Below are 14,702 nucleotides of genomic sequence, written 5' to 3'. Positions count from 1 at the left end.
CGGGCGCCTCCGCCGTGCCCCTCTCCACCCGTGGCTCCGACACCGTCTCCGGCCTGACTACTACCGAGGCCGCACGGCGACTCGCCGAACACGGCCCGAACGAGATCACGGCCGACCGCCGCGTGCCGCTGTGGGCCCGGGTCTCCGCCCAGCTGCGCGACCCCCTGATCACGGTGCTGCTCGCGGCCGTGGCGCTGACGCTCGCCATCGGCGACCGACCCGACGCGGTGGTCATCGCGCTGGTGGTCACGGTCAACACGGCCGTCGGCGTCGCCCAGGAGGTACGTGCCGAGAGCGCCGTCGCGGCGTTGTCCCGGCTCTCCTCCCCCGTCACTCGGGTCCTGCGCGACGGCGGGCAACGGACGGTGCCCTCGACCGAGGTGGTGCCGGGCGACGTGGTGGCGCTCGCCGAGGGCGACATCGTGCCGGCGGACGCCCTGCTGACCGAGGCCGCGGCCCTGTTGCTCGACGAATCGATGCTGACCGGCGAGTCCCTCCCCGTGGCGAAGGCGGTCGGGGCCGGGCGCCCGAGCGACGGCACGGTGCGGGCCGGGACGGTCGTGCTGCGCGGCCGCGCCCTCGCCGTGGTCACCGCCACCGGTTCGGAGAGCGCACTGGGCCGGATCGCCGCACTCTTGCGGCCCCGGCCCGAACCCACGCCGCTCCAGCGGCGGCTGGCCGGCCTCGGACGGATCCTGGCCGCTGTGGCCGTCGGCCCGTGCGCGGTGGTCTTCCTGCTCGGCCTGCTCCGGCACCAGCCTCCCGGCGAGATGGCGGTGGCGGCGATCAGCCTGGCCGTCGCCGCCGTTCCGGAGTCCCTGCCCGCGGTCGTCACGCTCGCGCTCGCCCTGGGCGCGCGCCGGATGGCCGCCCGCCACGCCGTCGTCCGGCGGCTGCCCGCCGTGGAGACGCTCGGCTCGGTCACCGTGCTGGCGACGGACAAGACCGGCACCCTCACCCAGGGCCGGATGGTGGTCGAACGTCTCTGGACGCCGCATTCGGCCGCCACCGTGACCGGCCTCGGGTACGGGCCGACCGGTGAGGTCCACCTCGACGGGGCTCCGGACGGCGAGGTGCGGGCCCTGCTCACCGCCACCGCCCTCTGCAACGACGCCGCCCTGCACCCGCCGGCCGACGGGGACGGCGAGTGGCGGGCGCTCGGCGATCCCACCGAGGCCGCCCTGCTGACGGCCGCCGGCAAGGCGGGCCTGGACCACGAGCGGCTGCGGGCGGACCTGCCCCGGGTCGCCGAGACGCCGTTCGACAGCAGCCGCAAGCGGATGAGCACCGTCCACCGCAGGCCCGACGGCGCTCCGCTGCTCTGCCTCAAGGGCGCCCCGGAGGCCGTCCTGGACCCCGCCGTCCTGGCCGAGCCCCCGGAGCTGCTGGAGCGGGCCCGGCACGCGGCCGCCGGTCTCGCCGCCGAGGGCTTCCGGGTGCTCGCCGTGGCCGACCGGCGGCTCGACCACCTGCCCGACCCTCCCGGGGAAGCCGAGCACGGACTGCGGCTCCTCGGTCTGACCGCCCTGGCCGACCCGCCCAAGCCGTCGGCTGCCGGCACCCTCGCCGCCTGCCGCCGCGCCGGTATCCTCCCGATCCTGGTCACCGGCGACCACCCGGCCACCGCCCGCGCCTTGGCCGTCCGGATCGGCCTCCTGGAACCATCTGCCGGGCCTGAGGCCGTGGCCACCGGGCAGCCCCTCGCCACCGGCGCGGTCACCGACCCGACCCGCACCCGGGTGTTCGCCCGTACCGACCCACGCCAGAAGCTCGACATCGTCCAGGCCTGGCGTGCCCGGGGCGCCGTCACCGCGATGACCGGGGACGGCGTCAACGACGGCCCGGCCCTGCGCCAGGCGGACATCGGCGTCGCCATGGGCCGCCGCGGTTCCGAGGTCGCCCGCCAGGCCGCCGACCTGGTCCTCGCCGACGACGAACTCGCCACCGTGGTGAGCGCGGTGGAGGAGGGGCGGCGGGTCTACGACAACATCCGCCGCTTCCTCGTGTACGGACTGGCCGGCGGCGCGGCGGAGATCCTGGTGATGCTGGCCGGTCCGCTGTTCGGCCTGGCACTGCCGCTGCGGGCGGGCCAGATCCTCTGGATCAACCTGCTCACCCACGGACTCACCGGCGTCGCCATGGGGGCCGAGCCGGTCTCCCCGGGCGCCATGTCCCGGCCGCCTCGCCCCCCGCACCAGCACATCCTGGGCGCCGGCGTGTGGCAGCGGGTGCTGCTGCTCGGCCTCGTCGTCGCGGCAGCCGCCCTCGGCGCCGCGGTCTGGGCGCGTGACGGCGGACGCCCGTGGCAGAGCGTCCTGTTCCTCGCACTCCTGGCCGCCCAGCTCGGCACCGTGCTGGGCCTGCGCGAGCGGCTGCTGACCCGCGCGAACCCCTTCCTCCCCGCTTCCGTGCTCGCTTCCGCCGCACTCGGCGCCGCCGCCCTGTACGTGCCCTTCCTGCGCGACGTGCTCGGCACCCAACCCCTGTCCTGGAGCGACCTCGCGGCGCCCGCCGTCGCCGGGCTCGCCGGGCTCGCGGCGGCCCGGCTCCGGAAGCAGACTCTCTGACACCATGTCGAACCTCCTGGTCACCGGCCTGTACCAGCCGATGACGGCCCACTCGCACCCGCGGGAGGGCTGGAGTCCACGCCGCCCCGCCGCCCCGCGCGCCCGCCTCGGCCTGGTGGCGCGCCCGCGATCCAGCGCGGCCGCTGCCCGGCCGCCGTGGTCCGGCGCCGCTGGAGCGGACCGTCCGGCGGCCCGCTGGGGCCGAACGGCCCGAGTCCGGACGGTCCGCCCGGTGCGAGCCTGGAGGTGAGGAAAGGTGGAAGCGATGCACACCGTGATCGTGTACGAGAGCATGTACGGCAACACCCGCGAGATCGCCGAGGCCATCGCCGAGGGCGTGCACGAGGCCGACCCCTCCGCGGCCGTCGACTGTCTCCCGGTGGCCGAGGCCGACGCCGAGACGACCCGCACCGCGGACCTGCTGGTGGTCGGCGGCCCGACCCACATGCGCGGCATGTCCTCCGGGCTGAGCCGCCGGATGGCGGTCGCCGCCGAGTCGAAGAAGGAGGGCCGCGAGGAGGCCGCCGCCGAAGCCCGGGAGACCGCAGAGGGCCCGGGCCTGCGCCACTGGTTCCACGACCTCCCCAAGACCGAACCCGGTACCCACGCCGCCGCGTTCGACACCCGCGGCGCCACACCCGGTAGCGGCGGCGCCGCCGAGGGCATCGCCCACCGGCTCTCCCACCACCACTACGACGTGGTCGCCGAACCCGAGGGCTTCATCGTCGAGGGCGCCGACGGCCCGGTCCGCACCGGCGAACTCGACCGCGCCCGCGCCTGGGGCGCCCGCCTGGTCTGAGCGCCAGACCGGAAGACCTCGGCTCACGTCCCCGGCACCGACCGCCGCGCGCCACCGCCACCCGCAGGCCCCGGCGTGGCGCTCGGCCCCGCACTACGGCCAGGAAGGAGTGGCCGTCATGTCCACATCCGCCGCCTACCGCCCGGTCCGGCTCACCGCGGTTCCGGACCTGCCGCTGTCCCGTTGGCTGTGGCTGGTGAAGTGGCTCCTGGTGATCCCGCACTTCGTCGTGCTGTTCTTCCTGTGGATCGCCTTCGTCCTGGTGAGCGTGGTCGCCTTCTTCGCGATCCTCTTCACCGAGCGCTACCCACGCGCCCTGTTCGACTTCAACCTCGGGGTGCTGCGCTGGAGCTGGCGCGTCTCCTACTACGCGTACGGCGCGCTGGGCACCGACCGCTACCCACCGTTCAGCCTGCGCGAGGAACCCGACTACCCGACCCGCCTCGACGTGGCCTACCCCGAACGGCTGTCCCGCGGCCTGGTCCTGGTGAAGTGGTGGCTGCTCGCGATTCCCCACTACCTGGTGATCGGCGTCTTCCTCGGCAGCGGGCACGCCGGCTGGACCGAGACGGGGCTCGTCGGACTGCTGGTGCTGATCTCCGCCGTCGCCCTCGCCTTCACCGGAAGCTATCCCCGCGACCTGTTCGACCTGGTCATCGGCCTCAACCGCTGGGTGCTCCGGGTCGCCGCCTACGTGGCACTGATGACCGACGAGTACCCGCCCTTCCGCCTCGACCTCGGCGGCGAGGAACCGGGCGGGGGCCCAGCGTGACCCAGCCCCGCGGTTGCGCCCTCCGGACGCGCGCCGACGATCGACCCGGCGGCGGAACGCCACGACGGGTGTGCCACAGGCCGTCGCGACCTCGGTGGTGACCAGCACGGCCACCGCCCGTCCGGGCAGCCGGGTGATGAGTCCCCGGGCGGGCCAGGAGTTGCCCGTGGCGGCGAAGGTCTTGGCGCTCACCACCGCTCCGGCACGACCACCTCCAGCAGGGTGTGCACCCGGTCCCGGGTGCCCCGCGCGGCGTCGATCCGCGCCTGGAGTTCCTCCAGCAGCTCGTCCAGACGCAGTTGCGGCATCCGGGACCGCCCCACCTCGCCACCCACCGACACCCTCTTCGCCTCGGCCGACGCGCCGGATTGCCTCAGACGACGGCGAACTCCGGACGGGCCTCCGCCGCATCCCGCCCCGGCAACGCCGGGACCTTCGGCACCGGAGCGGGGCTACTCGGCCCCTGTGGCGGGCCCGGGCTCAGCGGGACGCTGGTCGCCGGCCGGACCGCGCACACCGGTGCCGCGGACGGCCCACGACCGGGGAGGTCACCGAGATGGCGCACAACGTGGTGGTCGGGATCGACGGCTCGGAAGCGAGCGCGGCGGCGGCCGGGTGGGCCGCCGCCGAAGCCCGCCGCAGCGGCCACGGACTGCGGTTGGTCCACGTCGTGGGCACCGAGGCCGACGCCCTCGGCCGCGAGCTCGACGGCATCGGCGGCGTACCGGAGCCTGTGGCCGCGATCCGCGACCGGCTCACCGCCGCACTGCCCGATCTGGCGGTCACCTGCGAGGTCCTGCCCGGGCACCCCGCGCCCGCGCTCACTGCCGCAGGCCGGCGGGCTCCCCTGCTGGTCCTCGGGTCCCGGGGGCTCGGCGGCTTCACCGGCCTGCTGGTCGGATCGGTCGGGCTGCGCACCGCCGCACACGCCGACTGCCCCGTGGTGCTGGTCCGCGCGGGCGCGGACGGACGGGGCGGATCGCCCGGCGATGTCGTGGTCGGTGTGGAAGGCGACCGGCCGTGCGACGCCGTGCTCGACTTCGCCTTCCGGTACGCGGCCGACAGCGGTGCCGCGCTGCGGGCGGTGGAGAGCCGCCGCCCGTCCCGGGTCCCGTACGTGACGGAGGCCCCGTTGGACGACCGGCAGATCACGGAGTCGCTCCGGGCGGCCGCGGAGGTACGGCTCCGGGACGCGCTGGCGCGCTGGCGGGAGAAGTACCCCGAGGTCCGCACGCAGGTGGAGGTCTGTGCCTGGAACGCGAGCCGGACACTGGTGGAGGCCTCCCGCAGCGCGTCGCTGGTGGTGCTCGGCCGACGCGCGCCCCGGCACCCGATCGCCGTGCCCCGGCTCGGGCCGGTGGCCCACGCGGTCCTCCACCACGCGCACAGCCCGGTCGCGGTCGTGCCGCACGTTTGAACCACGGTCGCCGTCCCCGCCCCGGGGCCGGGACCAACCGCGCCCCGCCCCGGGGCCTTCGGACCCCCGGACGTGTCCCGATGGGCCGCTCCCAGGGGCTCGCGCAGCAGGAAGCCTTGAGGCGTCGCTCGGCCGCACCTCCACCGACCGCCGCTCCACCATCGGCCGCGAGCGCGCCACCGACTACGCCTGCGCGCCGATGGACCAGGACACCTTCGTCCGCATCGTCACCGGCGGCCAGACCGCCGCCCCCGCCTACTTCGGCCACGACGCCGCCCTCAACCGCCAGGACCACCCGCTCCTCGACCGCACCGCCGCCGCCCGGTCCGAGCGGTGCCGGCCGTGGCGGTCAGCTCTCCCGGCCGGCGGCTGCCTCGGCGTCGATCTCGGCGATCAGGCCTTCGATGAGGCCCCTGATCTCGTCGCGGATGGGGCGCACGGCCTCCACGCCCTGGCCGGCCGGGTCGTCCAGCCTCCAGTCGAGGTACTTCTTGCCGGGGAAGTAGGGGCAGGCGTCGCCGCAGCCCATGGTGATGACGTAGTCGGACGCCTGGACGGCCTCGGTGGTGAGGATCTTCGGCTTCTGGTCGGAGATGTCGATGCCGAGCTCGGCCATCGCGGCGACGGCGGAGGGGTTGACCTGGTTGCCGGGCGCGGAGCCGGCGGAGCGGACCTCGACGCGGCCGCCGGCGAGGTGGGTGAGGAAGCCCGCGGCCATCTGGGAGCGGCCGGCGTTGTGGATGCAGACGAACAGCACGGAGGCCGTCGGCGGGGTGGTCATGGTGGGGGGTGTCCTTCGGTTGCGCGGTGCCCGCAGTGGGACGGGCCGGTGGCTGTTTCGGCTCGCCGGGGGCGAGTTCGGCGAGGAGGGCATCGGCGGGGTCCGGCCGCGGATCGCGCGCTCCTTCTCCCGGCCGGAGGCGGGCGGAGACGCGTGGTGCAGGGACACACGGGCGTCCGCCCCCGGTCGCCGGGACGGGGGCTCGCTCGGCGGGCCCGACACGGGTAACGTATCAGCCCATGGTGACATCAGTCGACAGTGACGTAATGAAGGCGCTCGCCGACCCGCTGAGGATGCGGATCGTCTCGCTCCTCGCGGGCGAGGCCCTGTGCACGACGCACCTGGTCGAGGAGACCGGCGCCAGGCAGACGAACCTGTCGAACCACCTGAGGATCCTGCGCGACGCAGGGCTCGTCGACACCGAGCCCTGCGGACGCTTCACCTACTACAAGCTCCGCGCCGACGCCCTGGAAGCCGTCGCCGCGGAGTTCGCAGGGCTGGCCGCCACCGCCCGCGAAGCCGCCGCGAACAACCGCAAGCGATCCTGTTGAGCCACCCCGGCCGATCCTGCTGAATCACCCCGGCCCCAACCCCGGCGGTCCCACCCCGCCCCTGCACGAGGAGCACCTGTTGAGCGCCATGGGCGACGCCAGACCCGACGCCACCGATGCCGAGCCCCTGGCGGCCGAGCCGCCCGCTGTTCCGCTGCCGAACCGGGTGGCGGCCGAGCTGGTCGGCACCGCCGCCCTGGTCGCCGTCGTGGTCGGCTCCGGCATCCAGGCCACCGAGCTCACCCAGGACGTCGGCCTGCAGCTACTCGCCAATTCCCTGGCCACCGTCTTCGGCCTCGGCGTCCTGATCCTGCTGCTCGGCCCGGTCTCCGGGGCGCACTTCAACCCCGTCGTCACGCTCGCCGAGTGGTGGAGCGGTCGCAAGGACCCCCAGGGTCTTGGGCTGCGCGAGGTCGCCGCGTACGTTCCCGCACAGATCGTGGGTGCGATCGCCGGGGCGATCCTCGCGGACGCCATGTTCGGCGAGCAGTTGGTGAACTGGTCCACGCACGACCGCTCGGCCGGGCACCTACTGCTCGGCGAGGTCGTCGCCACCGCCGGACTGGTCCTGCTGATCTTCGGCCTGGCCAGGACCGAGCACCTGCGCTTCGCCCCGGTCGCCGTCGCCTCCTACATCGGCGCCGCCTACTGGTTCACCTCCTCCACCTCCTTCGCCAACCCCGCCGTGACGATCGGCCGCGCGTTCACCGACACCTTCGCCGGGATCGCCCCGAGCTCGGTGCCGAGCTTCATCGGCATGCAGCTGATCGGCGGCGCCGTCGGCCTGGCCCTGGCGGCGCTGATCTTCACCCACCGCCGCACCTCCGGGTCGAAGTGACCGGGGTCCGGCGTGTCCAGGTCCTCGTCGTCGGCGCGGGCCGGGCAGTCCTCGCCGCCGGTCACCACCTGCGGCACGCCGGACCGGCCCTGGCCTCCGTTCCCGCAGGGCGGATCGCCGACCGCCTCGGTGCGCGTCGCCCGGTCCTGGTGCTGGCCGCGGGCGTCGCCGCACTCGCCCCGAAGGACCTGCGCGGCTCCGCCCTCGGCCTGCTCGCCACCGCCCAGTCCCTCGGCAACCTCGCGGCCTCCACCGTCGCCGGCATCCTGTGGACCGCCGTGTCCCCGAGCGCGGCCTTCGCCTACCTCGCCGCCTGGATGGTCCTCGCCCTGGCCGGCCTCGGCACGGCAGCGCGCCGCTGACCTCTCGCCGCACCACTGTGCAGCGGCGTCAGCCGACCGCCGGGCTGCGGCGCTCGATCAGCAGGACGTCCCGCCAGATGCCACGGTGGCGCCCGATGCGTTCGCGGGTGCCGATCACCCGGAACCCGGCCTTCGCGTGGAGGGCGAGGCTGGCGGTGTTCTCGGGGAACACGCCGGACTGGATCGTCCAGATCCCGGCCGCCTCCGTCGAGAGGATCAGCGCCCCGAGGAGCCGCCCCGCCACGCCCCGGCCCCGCGCCTCGGGGTGGACGTAGACGGAGTGCTCGACCACCCCGGTGTACGCGCACCGCTCCGAGACCCGTGAGGCGGCCACCCAGCCCAGTACCCGGCCGTCCCCGTCCAGCGCGACGTGGCGGTGCTCGGGCAGCCTGGCCGTGTCGAACGCCTCCCAGGTCGGGGCCTCGGTCTCGAAGGTGGCGTTCCCCTCGTCGATCCCGGCCTGGAGGATGGCCAGGACCTGGCCGGCGTGGGCGGTGGTCATCGGCACGACGGTGATGGCGGCCTGGGGCACGGAGTCCTCCGCAGGGGTCGGCAAGGAGTGTCGATGCACGCTGCTCGGCGGCGGTTCGCAGGGGTGAGCCGGGTGAGCCGGGCGGATCAGCGGCTGGCGGCGGTGAGCAGGCCGGCCATGCCGGCGAGCACGGAGGGGGCGACGCGGTAGTAGACCCAGGTGCCCCGCCGCTCGGACGTGAGCAGGCCTGCCTCGCGCAGCTTCTTGAGGTGGTGGGAGACGGTGGGCTGGGAGACGCCGACGTCCTGGATGTCGCACACGCACGCCTCGCCGCCTTCGTGCGAGGCGACCCGGGAGAAGAGCCGCAGCCGCACCGGGTCGGCGAGCGCCTTGAACATCGCCGCCATCCGCACCGAGTCCTCCACCGACAGCGGTGCGGAGGTCAGCGGCGGGCAGCACGGGGGAGCCTCATCGGTCTCCAGCAACGGCAGCGACGCGGTATTCGACATGCGTCAATATTTACACCCGCCGAATCACTGCGGAAGGGCGGCGGACCCGTGATCCGAACGCGCGCCTCGCTCGCGGGGGTCGGCGACTGCCCTGGGTATCGGGCGGCCGGTCGCCCGCGACATCGACACTCTTCTATGTTGACGTTTATCAAAACAGGTGCCAGGCTGTCCGCACAGCAGGACATCGACAAATGTCGAATCAGAGGGAGTGGCCACCGTGAACGCCTCCGCCGTCGAACAGCTGCCCGTCGTCGTCATCGGGGCCGGGCCCATCGGCCTGGCCGCCGCCGCCCACCTCGCCGGGCGCGGCATCGAACCCCTGGTGCTGGAGGCCGGCCCGAGCGCGGGTACGGCAGTGCGTGCCTGGTCGCACGTGCGCCTGTTCTCGCCGTGGTCCGAGGTGATCGACCCCGCCGCCGAGAAGCTGCTCGCACCCACCGGCTGGACCCACCCCGAGGCGGCCGCCTACCTGTCGGGCGGCGAGTGGGCCGAACAGTACCTGCAACCGCTCGCCGACGTCCTGGGCGAGCGCGTGCACTACGGAGCCCGCGTGACCGGCGTCGCCCGCGCCGGGCGCGACCGCATCGTCGACTCGGGCCGCACCGAGCAGCCCTTCACCGTCCACGTCGAGCGCACCGGCGGATCCGAGGAGCGCATCCTCGCCCGCGCCGTGGTCGACGCCTCCGGCACCTGGTCCACCCCCAACCCGCTCGGCGCCGACGGCCTGCCCGCCCTCGGGGAACGCGCAGCGAACGGCCGCATCACCTACCGCATCCCCGACCTGGCCGACCCCACCGTGCGCGGGCGCTTCGCGGGCAGGCGCACCGCGGTCGTCGGCACCGGCGCCTCCGCGTTCACCGCTCTCGCCCACCTCGCCGACCTCGCCGAGGACGAGCCCGGCACCCACGCGGTGTGGGTGCTGCGCCGGGGCATCACCGGCAACACCTACGGCGGCGGCGACGCCGACCAGCTCCCCGCCCGCGGGGCGCTGGGCCTGCGCGCCAGGAAGGCCGTCGACGACGGCCACGCCAGCGCCCTGACCGGCTTCCGCACCGCCGCCGTCGAGGCCGAGGACGGCCGGCTGGTCCTGGTTTCCGAGGACGGGCACCGCAGCGAGCCGGTGGACCAGGTCGTCGTCCTCACCGGCCTGCGTCCGGACCTGTCGTTCCTCTCCGAGGTCCGCCTCGGCCTCGACGAACGCCTCCAGGCCCCTGTCGCCCTCGCCCCGCTGATCGACCCCAACCAGCATTCCTGCGGCACGGTCTACCCGCACGGCGCGAGCGAGCTGGCCCACCCCGAGGACGGCGTGTACCTGGTCGGCATGAAGTCCTACGGCCGCGCGCCCACGTTCCTCGCCATGACCGGCTACGAACAGGTCCGCTCGGTCGCCGCGGCCCTCGCCGGCGACGCGGAAGCAGCCGCCCGTGTCGAGCTCACCCTCCCCGAGACCGGGGTCTGCGGCGGAGCCGGCCTCTTCGACGAGCCCGCCGCGGCCCAGGACGGCGCAGGCTGCTGCTCGGCGCCCGCCGCACCGCAGCTGATCACCCTCGGCGCCACCGACTCCGGATCCTCCTGTTCCCCGACCGGCGGCGGGTGCTGACCACGCCTGCGGGGACGGGCGACGTCGCGGCCGGATCGGGGGGCCGGCCGCGGAACACTGTTGCCGGCGGGTGATCCCGGGCGCCGCGTGAAGGAGTTGACGGAGGGCTGAATGCCCGGGTGTCCGCTACATGACGGTGCAGGTGGTGGAGCCGTCAGGATTGCTGGACATGCCGCCGCCCGCGTGGTCGCAGTACTCCTCGCAGACCGAGGACGAACCCGGTTCACAGGTCACCGTCGTCGCCTCCGCGAAGTCCCTGCGGACGGACCCTGTGCGACGCCGAACCCGGCAGCGGACGTCCAGCCCGGCGGGCCACACGCTGCCCGGGCCGTGCGCCCCGCGGGCCGACGCCCGGTACGGGGTCGCGGCATCTCCCAGGGACTGCTCTGCGCTGAAGCCTGGGGTCCTCATCTCGGGTGCCTCCTCCGTGTTCTCTCTTCTCCGGTGTCCGGGTCTCATCCGTCCTGTCCGCCCTGATGACATGGAGGCCGGCGGGTGCTGCCCGGGCCGCGCCCGGATCGTGCCCATGAATCCACCGTAAGACCGTGCGCGTCCACCGTCATACCCAGTCGCGACCGCGGTGCGCCGCGACGGACCTGTCCGGCCGATGGTCCTCCCGCCCGTCAGTCGCACAGCAGTACCCGCCTCGACCACCGGCCGACCGCCGGGTCAGCTCGTCGGGCGAGTGGGTGTGGCGGCGGAGCCGTGGAGCAGGTCGGTCGGGTTCTCGATGTCGAGGGACGGAACGGGTGCGGGCGGCGTGGAGGCGTCCGCGGAGGGTGGAGCGGCGGTTCGGGGCGGTGCGGGCGGCACTGTGCCCGAGGCCGGTGAGGTCGATGTCGTGGTGGCCGGTGGCGTACCCGGCGCCGGCGGTGACGCTGCCGAAGGCGCTGCCGGGACGGAGGTGGTGGGGGCCGCGGGCGTGCCGGCAGGCCGGTTGGCGCCGCGCTCGTCCGCGTCGCAGGCCGAGGCGGCTGCGAGCGCGGCGAGGACGAGGACGGCGGTTCCCACGGCTCTGCGGCGGTCCATGCGGTAGGAGCTCCCGGTTCGTGCGGAGGTGCGGTCATGAGATGGCAGCCGCGCCCGTTCGGTTCCGTCGGCGCGCCCCCGCTCTGCCTCGCCGTCGAGGCCCTGACCACCTCCTGCCGAACCGAACTCTCCTTCTACTGAACTGATTTAACAGAATTGGCTTTAATCATTCGTTACGCGGATTCCCCTTCCCAGCGTGCCACCGCACCGGACAGGCTTCGGTCTGCTCCAGCCGGGGCGCGCGACCGCGCACCCCGGACGCCCAGGGGAGGAAGCACCCGTGCCGAACAGGCAACGACGACGGCTGCTCATGAGCGCCGTCACGCTCACCGCGCTCGGCCTGACCACCACTCAGGCCCTCGCCGCACCCGCCGCACAGCCCGGGACCCAGCCCGTCCCGGTACAGCACCTGACCGAGATCGGCCAGAAGCACGCCCAGAAGGTCAAGGGCACGACCACGGCCCAGGCCTCCTCCGCCAAGGCGTTCTCCGCCAAGGCCGAGTCCGGCGGGGACGAGGGCGACGAGGCGGAGAACTCCGCCGAGGGCACCGCGCAGTACACCGAGGCCCGCACCGCCCCCGGCGTGGTCGCCCCCGGCGCGTACGGCGCGGCCTGGGCGCAGCTGCAGTCGCTGCCGCACACCGGTGGTTCCTGGGACCACGTGACGAACAAGCCGTACAACGGGGACGACCCGCGCTACCGCGACGTCAACTCCAACTCCAGCGGCGGTGCCGGCTTCGTCACCGGGCGGATCACCGGCCTCGCCGCGGACGACGACGGGTACGTCTACGCGGGCGGCGCCAACGGCGGGGTGTTCCGTTCCCGCACCGGCGGCGGGCACTGGGAGGCGATCGCCGACAGGCTGCCCACGCTGTCCACCGGCACCCTGGATCTCGATGGCGGCGGCCGGCTCTGGTACGCCACCGGTGAGTCCAACACCGGGGCCACCTCCTATGTCGGCACCGGCGTGTACGTGCTCTCCGACCCCAAGCACGGCGAGTTCCAGCCCGGCAACCGGATCGGCGGCGCCGAGCTGGAGTCCACCACGATCCACCAGCTGCGCTTCGCCGGGGACAAGGTGTGGGCGGCCACCAACCGGGGCGTGTGGAGCCACTCCACCACCACGCTGTCGGGCCCGTGGACGCTGGAGTTCGCGCCCAACCCCGACTACCTGCCGGGCGGTGCGAAGGCGGGCGACCCGAGCGCGCCGTACAAGAACATCGCCAACGACGTCGCGATCGACCCCAAGGACCCGTCCAAGGTGATCCTGGCGGTGGGCTGGCGCGGCGGTGACACCTACAACGGCTTCTACGGCAAGGCCGCGGACGGCAGTTGGCAGCGCGTCGCCTCGCTGGGCGACCTGCCGACCGATGCCGCGAACGTCGGCAACGTGACCTTCGCCCGCTCGGCGGACGGCTCGCGCTACTACGCAATCGACCAGTCCCCGGACGTCATGGCGCACAACCCCGACACCGGCCTCAAGGGCGTCTACGTCTCCAAGTCCGGTTCCCCGTCCGGCCCGTGGACGCTGGTCGCGGACAAGGACAAGCTGAAGGGCTCCGGTTCGGCGCTCCAGGACGAGGGGTACCAGCCGGGCATCCAGTCCTGGTACAACCAGTTCCTCCAGGTCGACCCGGCCAACCCGGACCACGTCTGGGCGGGTCTGGAGGAGGTCTTCGAGACCACCGACGGCGGCGCCAAGTGGGCCACCATCGCGCCGTACTGGAACAACCCGTTCCCGTGCTGGAGCATCGACCCGGCCAAGCAGACCGGCGACTGTTCGCCGACCACGCACTCCGACCAGCACGCCGTCGCCATCGGTGGCAACCACGGCCGGGCCTCGGTGTACGTGGGCAACGACGGCGGCATCTACACCCGTCCGGTCAACGGTCAGCTGGACGCGGGCGGCCACGCCAAGGACTGGAAGTCCCTCAACGACGGCACGATCGACACTCTGCAGTACTACTCGGTCGGCATCGGCAAGGACCCGGCGGACCGCTCCGGCAAGGGCGTGATCGTCAGCGGCGGCCTCCAGGACAACGGCGAATCCATCCTGCGCGCCCACGACAAGGTGATGGGCTCCAACTTCGGCGGCGACGGCGCCGACACCCTCGTCGACCCGGCCGACGGCTGCAACATCGCCGAGGAGTACGTCTACCTCGACATGTGGGTCACCCAGAACTGCGCGGTCAACGACGGCGGCTGGACGAAGGACCCGAGCAAGGCCACCTCCTACGAGGTCGCCCCGCCCGACAAGGACCTCGGCGGCGCCGGCGCCCGCTTCATCGCCCCGATCACCAGCGACCCGAAGGACGGCAACACCTGGATCGCCGGCGGCCGGCACGTCTGGGTGCAGCACAGGGGCTACGCGATCCGCAGCGGCAGCGAGTGGACCTCCGCCTACGACCTCGGCGAGGGCCACGTCGCCACCGCCGTCGCCACCGTCAACGGCACCGTCTACGCGGGCTGGTGCGGCCCCTGCAACAACCAGGGCTTCAGCCGCGGCATCGCCGTCGGCAAGACCGACGGCACCGGCTGGCACCAGCTCGACCTGCCCGTCGACGGCACCCTGCCCAACCGCTACGTCTCCTCCTTCGCGGTCGACGAGAAGGACGCCCAGCACGTCCTCGTCTCCTTCAGCGGCTTCTCCCGCAGCTGGACCGAAGGCCCCGGCGCCGGCATCGGACACCTCTTCGAGACCCACGACGGCGGCACCACCTGGACCGACGTCTCGGCCAACCTGCCCGACGTCCCCGCCACCTCGATCAAGCTGCTGCCCAACGGCGGCCTGGCCCTCGGCACCGACCTCGCCGCCTTCTACCGCGCACCCGGCACCACCGACTTCAGGGTGCTCGGCAAGGGCCTGCCCACCACCTCGGTGCAGCAGCTGAAGATCGGCCCCGACGGCAAGCTCTACGCCGCCACCTTCGGCCGCGGCATCTGGTCCTTCGACCTGCGCCGCCTCGGCCACGGCCGCTACGACGAGGTCGACGACTGATCCCCTC

12 protein-coding genes are annotated in these 14,702 nt (G+C 73.9%); 9 read left to right on the top strand and 3 right to left on the bottom strand.

Annotation, left to right across the window (positions count from 1 at the left end; all coding sequences use genetic code 11):
* Positions 1-14 precede the first annotated feature (14 nt).
* The 4 genes from AB0N04_RS14755 (at position 15) to AB0N04_RS14740 (ending at position 5,555) form a co-directional block, all read left to right on the top strand.
* Positions 15-2,567 carry a cation-translocating P-type ATPase gene (locus AB0N04_RS14755; protein ID WP_360213315.1) on the top strand — a complete coding sequence of 851 codons (2,553 nt, stop codon included), beginning with the start codon at positions 15-17 and terminating at the stop codon, positions 2,565-2,567.
* A gap of 265 nt (positions 2,568-2,832) precedes the next feature.
* Positions 2,833-3,366, top strand: coding sequence for a flavodoxin domain-containing protein (locus tag AB0N04_RS14750; RefSeq protein ID WP_360213317.1), 534 nt, complete (start codon positions 2,833-2,835; stop codon positions 3,364-3,366).
* A gap of 118 nt (positions 3,367-3,484) precedes the next feature.
* Positions 3,485-4,138: a DUF4389 domain-containing protein gene (locus tag AB0N04_RS14745; protein ID WP_360213319.1), complete on the top strand. Its 654-nt coding sequence runs from the start codon at positions 3,485-3,487 to the stop codon at positions 4,136-4,138.
* Between the two features lie 556 nt (positions 4,139-4,694).
* Positions 4,695-5,555 carry a universal stress protein gene (locus AB0N04_RS14740; protein ID WP_360213321.1) on the top strand — a complete coding sequence of 287 codons (861 nt, stop codon included), beginning with the start codon at positions 4,695-4,697 and terminating at the stop codon, positions 5,553-5,555.
* Positions 5,556-5,904: 349 nt separating this feature from the next.
* On the opposite strand, the gene AB0N04_RS14735 is transcribed toward AB0N04_RS14740, so the two are convergent.
* Positions 5,905-6,336, bottom strand: a complete 432-nt coding sequence (locus AB0N04_RS14735) for an arsenate reductase ArsC (RefSeq protein WP_360213323.1) — start codon at positions 6,334-6,336, stop codon at positions 5,905-5,907.
* Positions 6,337-6,575: 239 nt separating this feature from the next.
* Between AB0N04_RS14735 and AB0N04_RS14730 the strand changes: the two genes are divergently transcribed.
* The 3 genes from AB0N04_RS14730 (at position 6,576) to AB0N04_RS14720 (ending at position 8,087) form a co-directional block, all read left to right on the top strand.
* Positions 6,576-6,887, top strand: coding sequence for a metalloregulator ArsR/SmtB family transcription factor (locus tag AB0N04_RS14730; RefSeq protein ID WP_360213325.1), 312 nt, complete (start codon positions 6,576-6,578; stop codon positions 6,885-6,887).
* An 88-nt stretch (positions 6,888-6,975) separates the two neighbouring features.
* Positions 6,976-7,725 carry an MIP/aquaporin family protein gene (locus AB0N04_RS14725; protein ID WP_360213375.1) on the top strand — a complete coding sequence of 250 codons (750 nt, stop codon included), beginning with the start codon at positions 6,976-6,978 and terminating at the stop codon, positions 7,723-7,725.
* A complete protein-coding gene (locus tag AB0N04_RS14720) occupies positions 7,722-8,087 on the top strand; it encodes a hypothetical protein (RefSeq protein WP_360213327.1) in 366 nt (121 codons plus the stop codon). Before AB0N04_RS14725 ends, AB0N04_RS14720 begins: the two co-directional genes overlap by 4 nt.
* A 28-nt stretch (positions 8,088-8,115) precedes the next feature.
* On the opposite strand, the gene AB0N04_RS14715 is transcribed toward AB0N04_RS14720, so the two are convergent.
* Both AB0N04_RS14715 and AB0N04_RS14710 read right to left on the bottom strand, forming a co-directional pair.
* The gene (locus tag AB0N04_RS14715) at positions 8,116-8,589 is read right to left on the bottom strand and encodes an N-acetyltransferase family protein (RefSeq protein ID WP_360213377.1); all 474 of its coding nucleotides are present in this window, start codon (positions 8,587-8,589) and stop codon (positions 8,116-8,118) included.
* Positions 8,590-8,705: 116 nt separating this feature from the next.
* Entirely contained in the window at positions 8,706-9,068 is a 363-nt protein-coding gene (locus AB0N04_RS14710) for a metalloregulator ArsR/SmtB family transcription factor (protein WP_360213329.1), read from the bottom strand.
* Positions 9,069-9,285: 217 nt separating this feature from the next.
* Here AB0N04_RS14710 and AB0N04_RS14705 point away from each other — a divergent pair, with 217 nt between their 5' ends.
* Both AB0N04_RS14705 and AB0N04_RS14700 read left to right on the top strand, forming a co-directional pair.
* The gene (locus AB0N04_RS14705) at positions 9,286-10,668 is read left to right on the top strand and encodes an FAD-dependent oxidoreductase (protein ID WP_360213331.1); all 1,383 of its coding nucleotides are present in this window, start codon (positions 9,286-9,288) and stop codon (positions 10,666-10,668) included.
* Positions 10,669-12,007: 1,339 nt separating this feature from the next.
* Positions 12,008-14,695, top strand: a complete 2,688-nt coding sequence (locus AB0N04_RS14700) for a glycosyl hydrolase (protein ID WP_360213379.1) — start codon at positions 12,008-12,010, stop codon at positions 14,693-14,695.
* Positions 14,696-14,702 lie beyond the last annotated feature (7 nt).

Source organism: Kitasatospora sp. NPDC051702, from assembly GCF_040681575.1.
GTDB lineage: Bacteria > Actinomycetota > Actinomycetes > Streptomycetales > Streptomycetaceae > Kitasatospora.
This window is presented reverse-complemented; position numbering and strand designations above follow the sequence as displayed.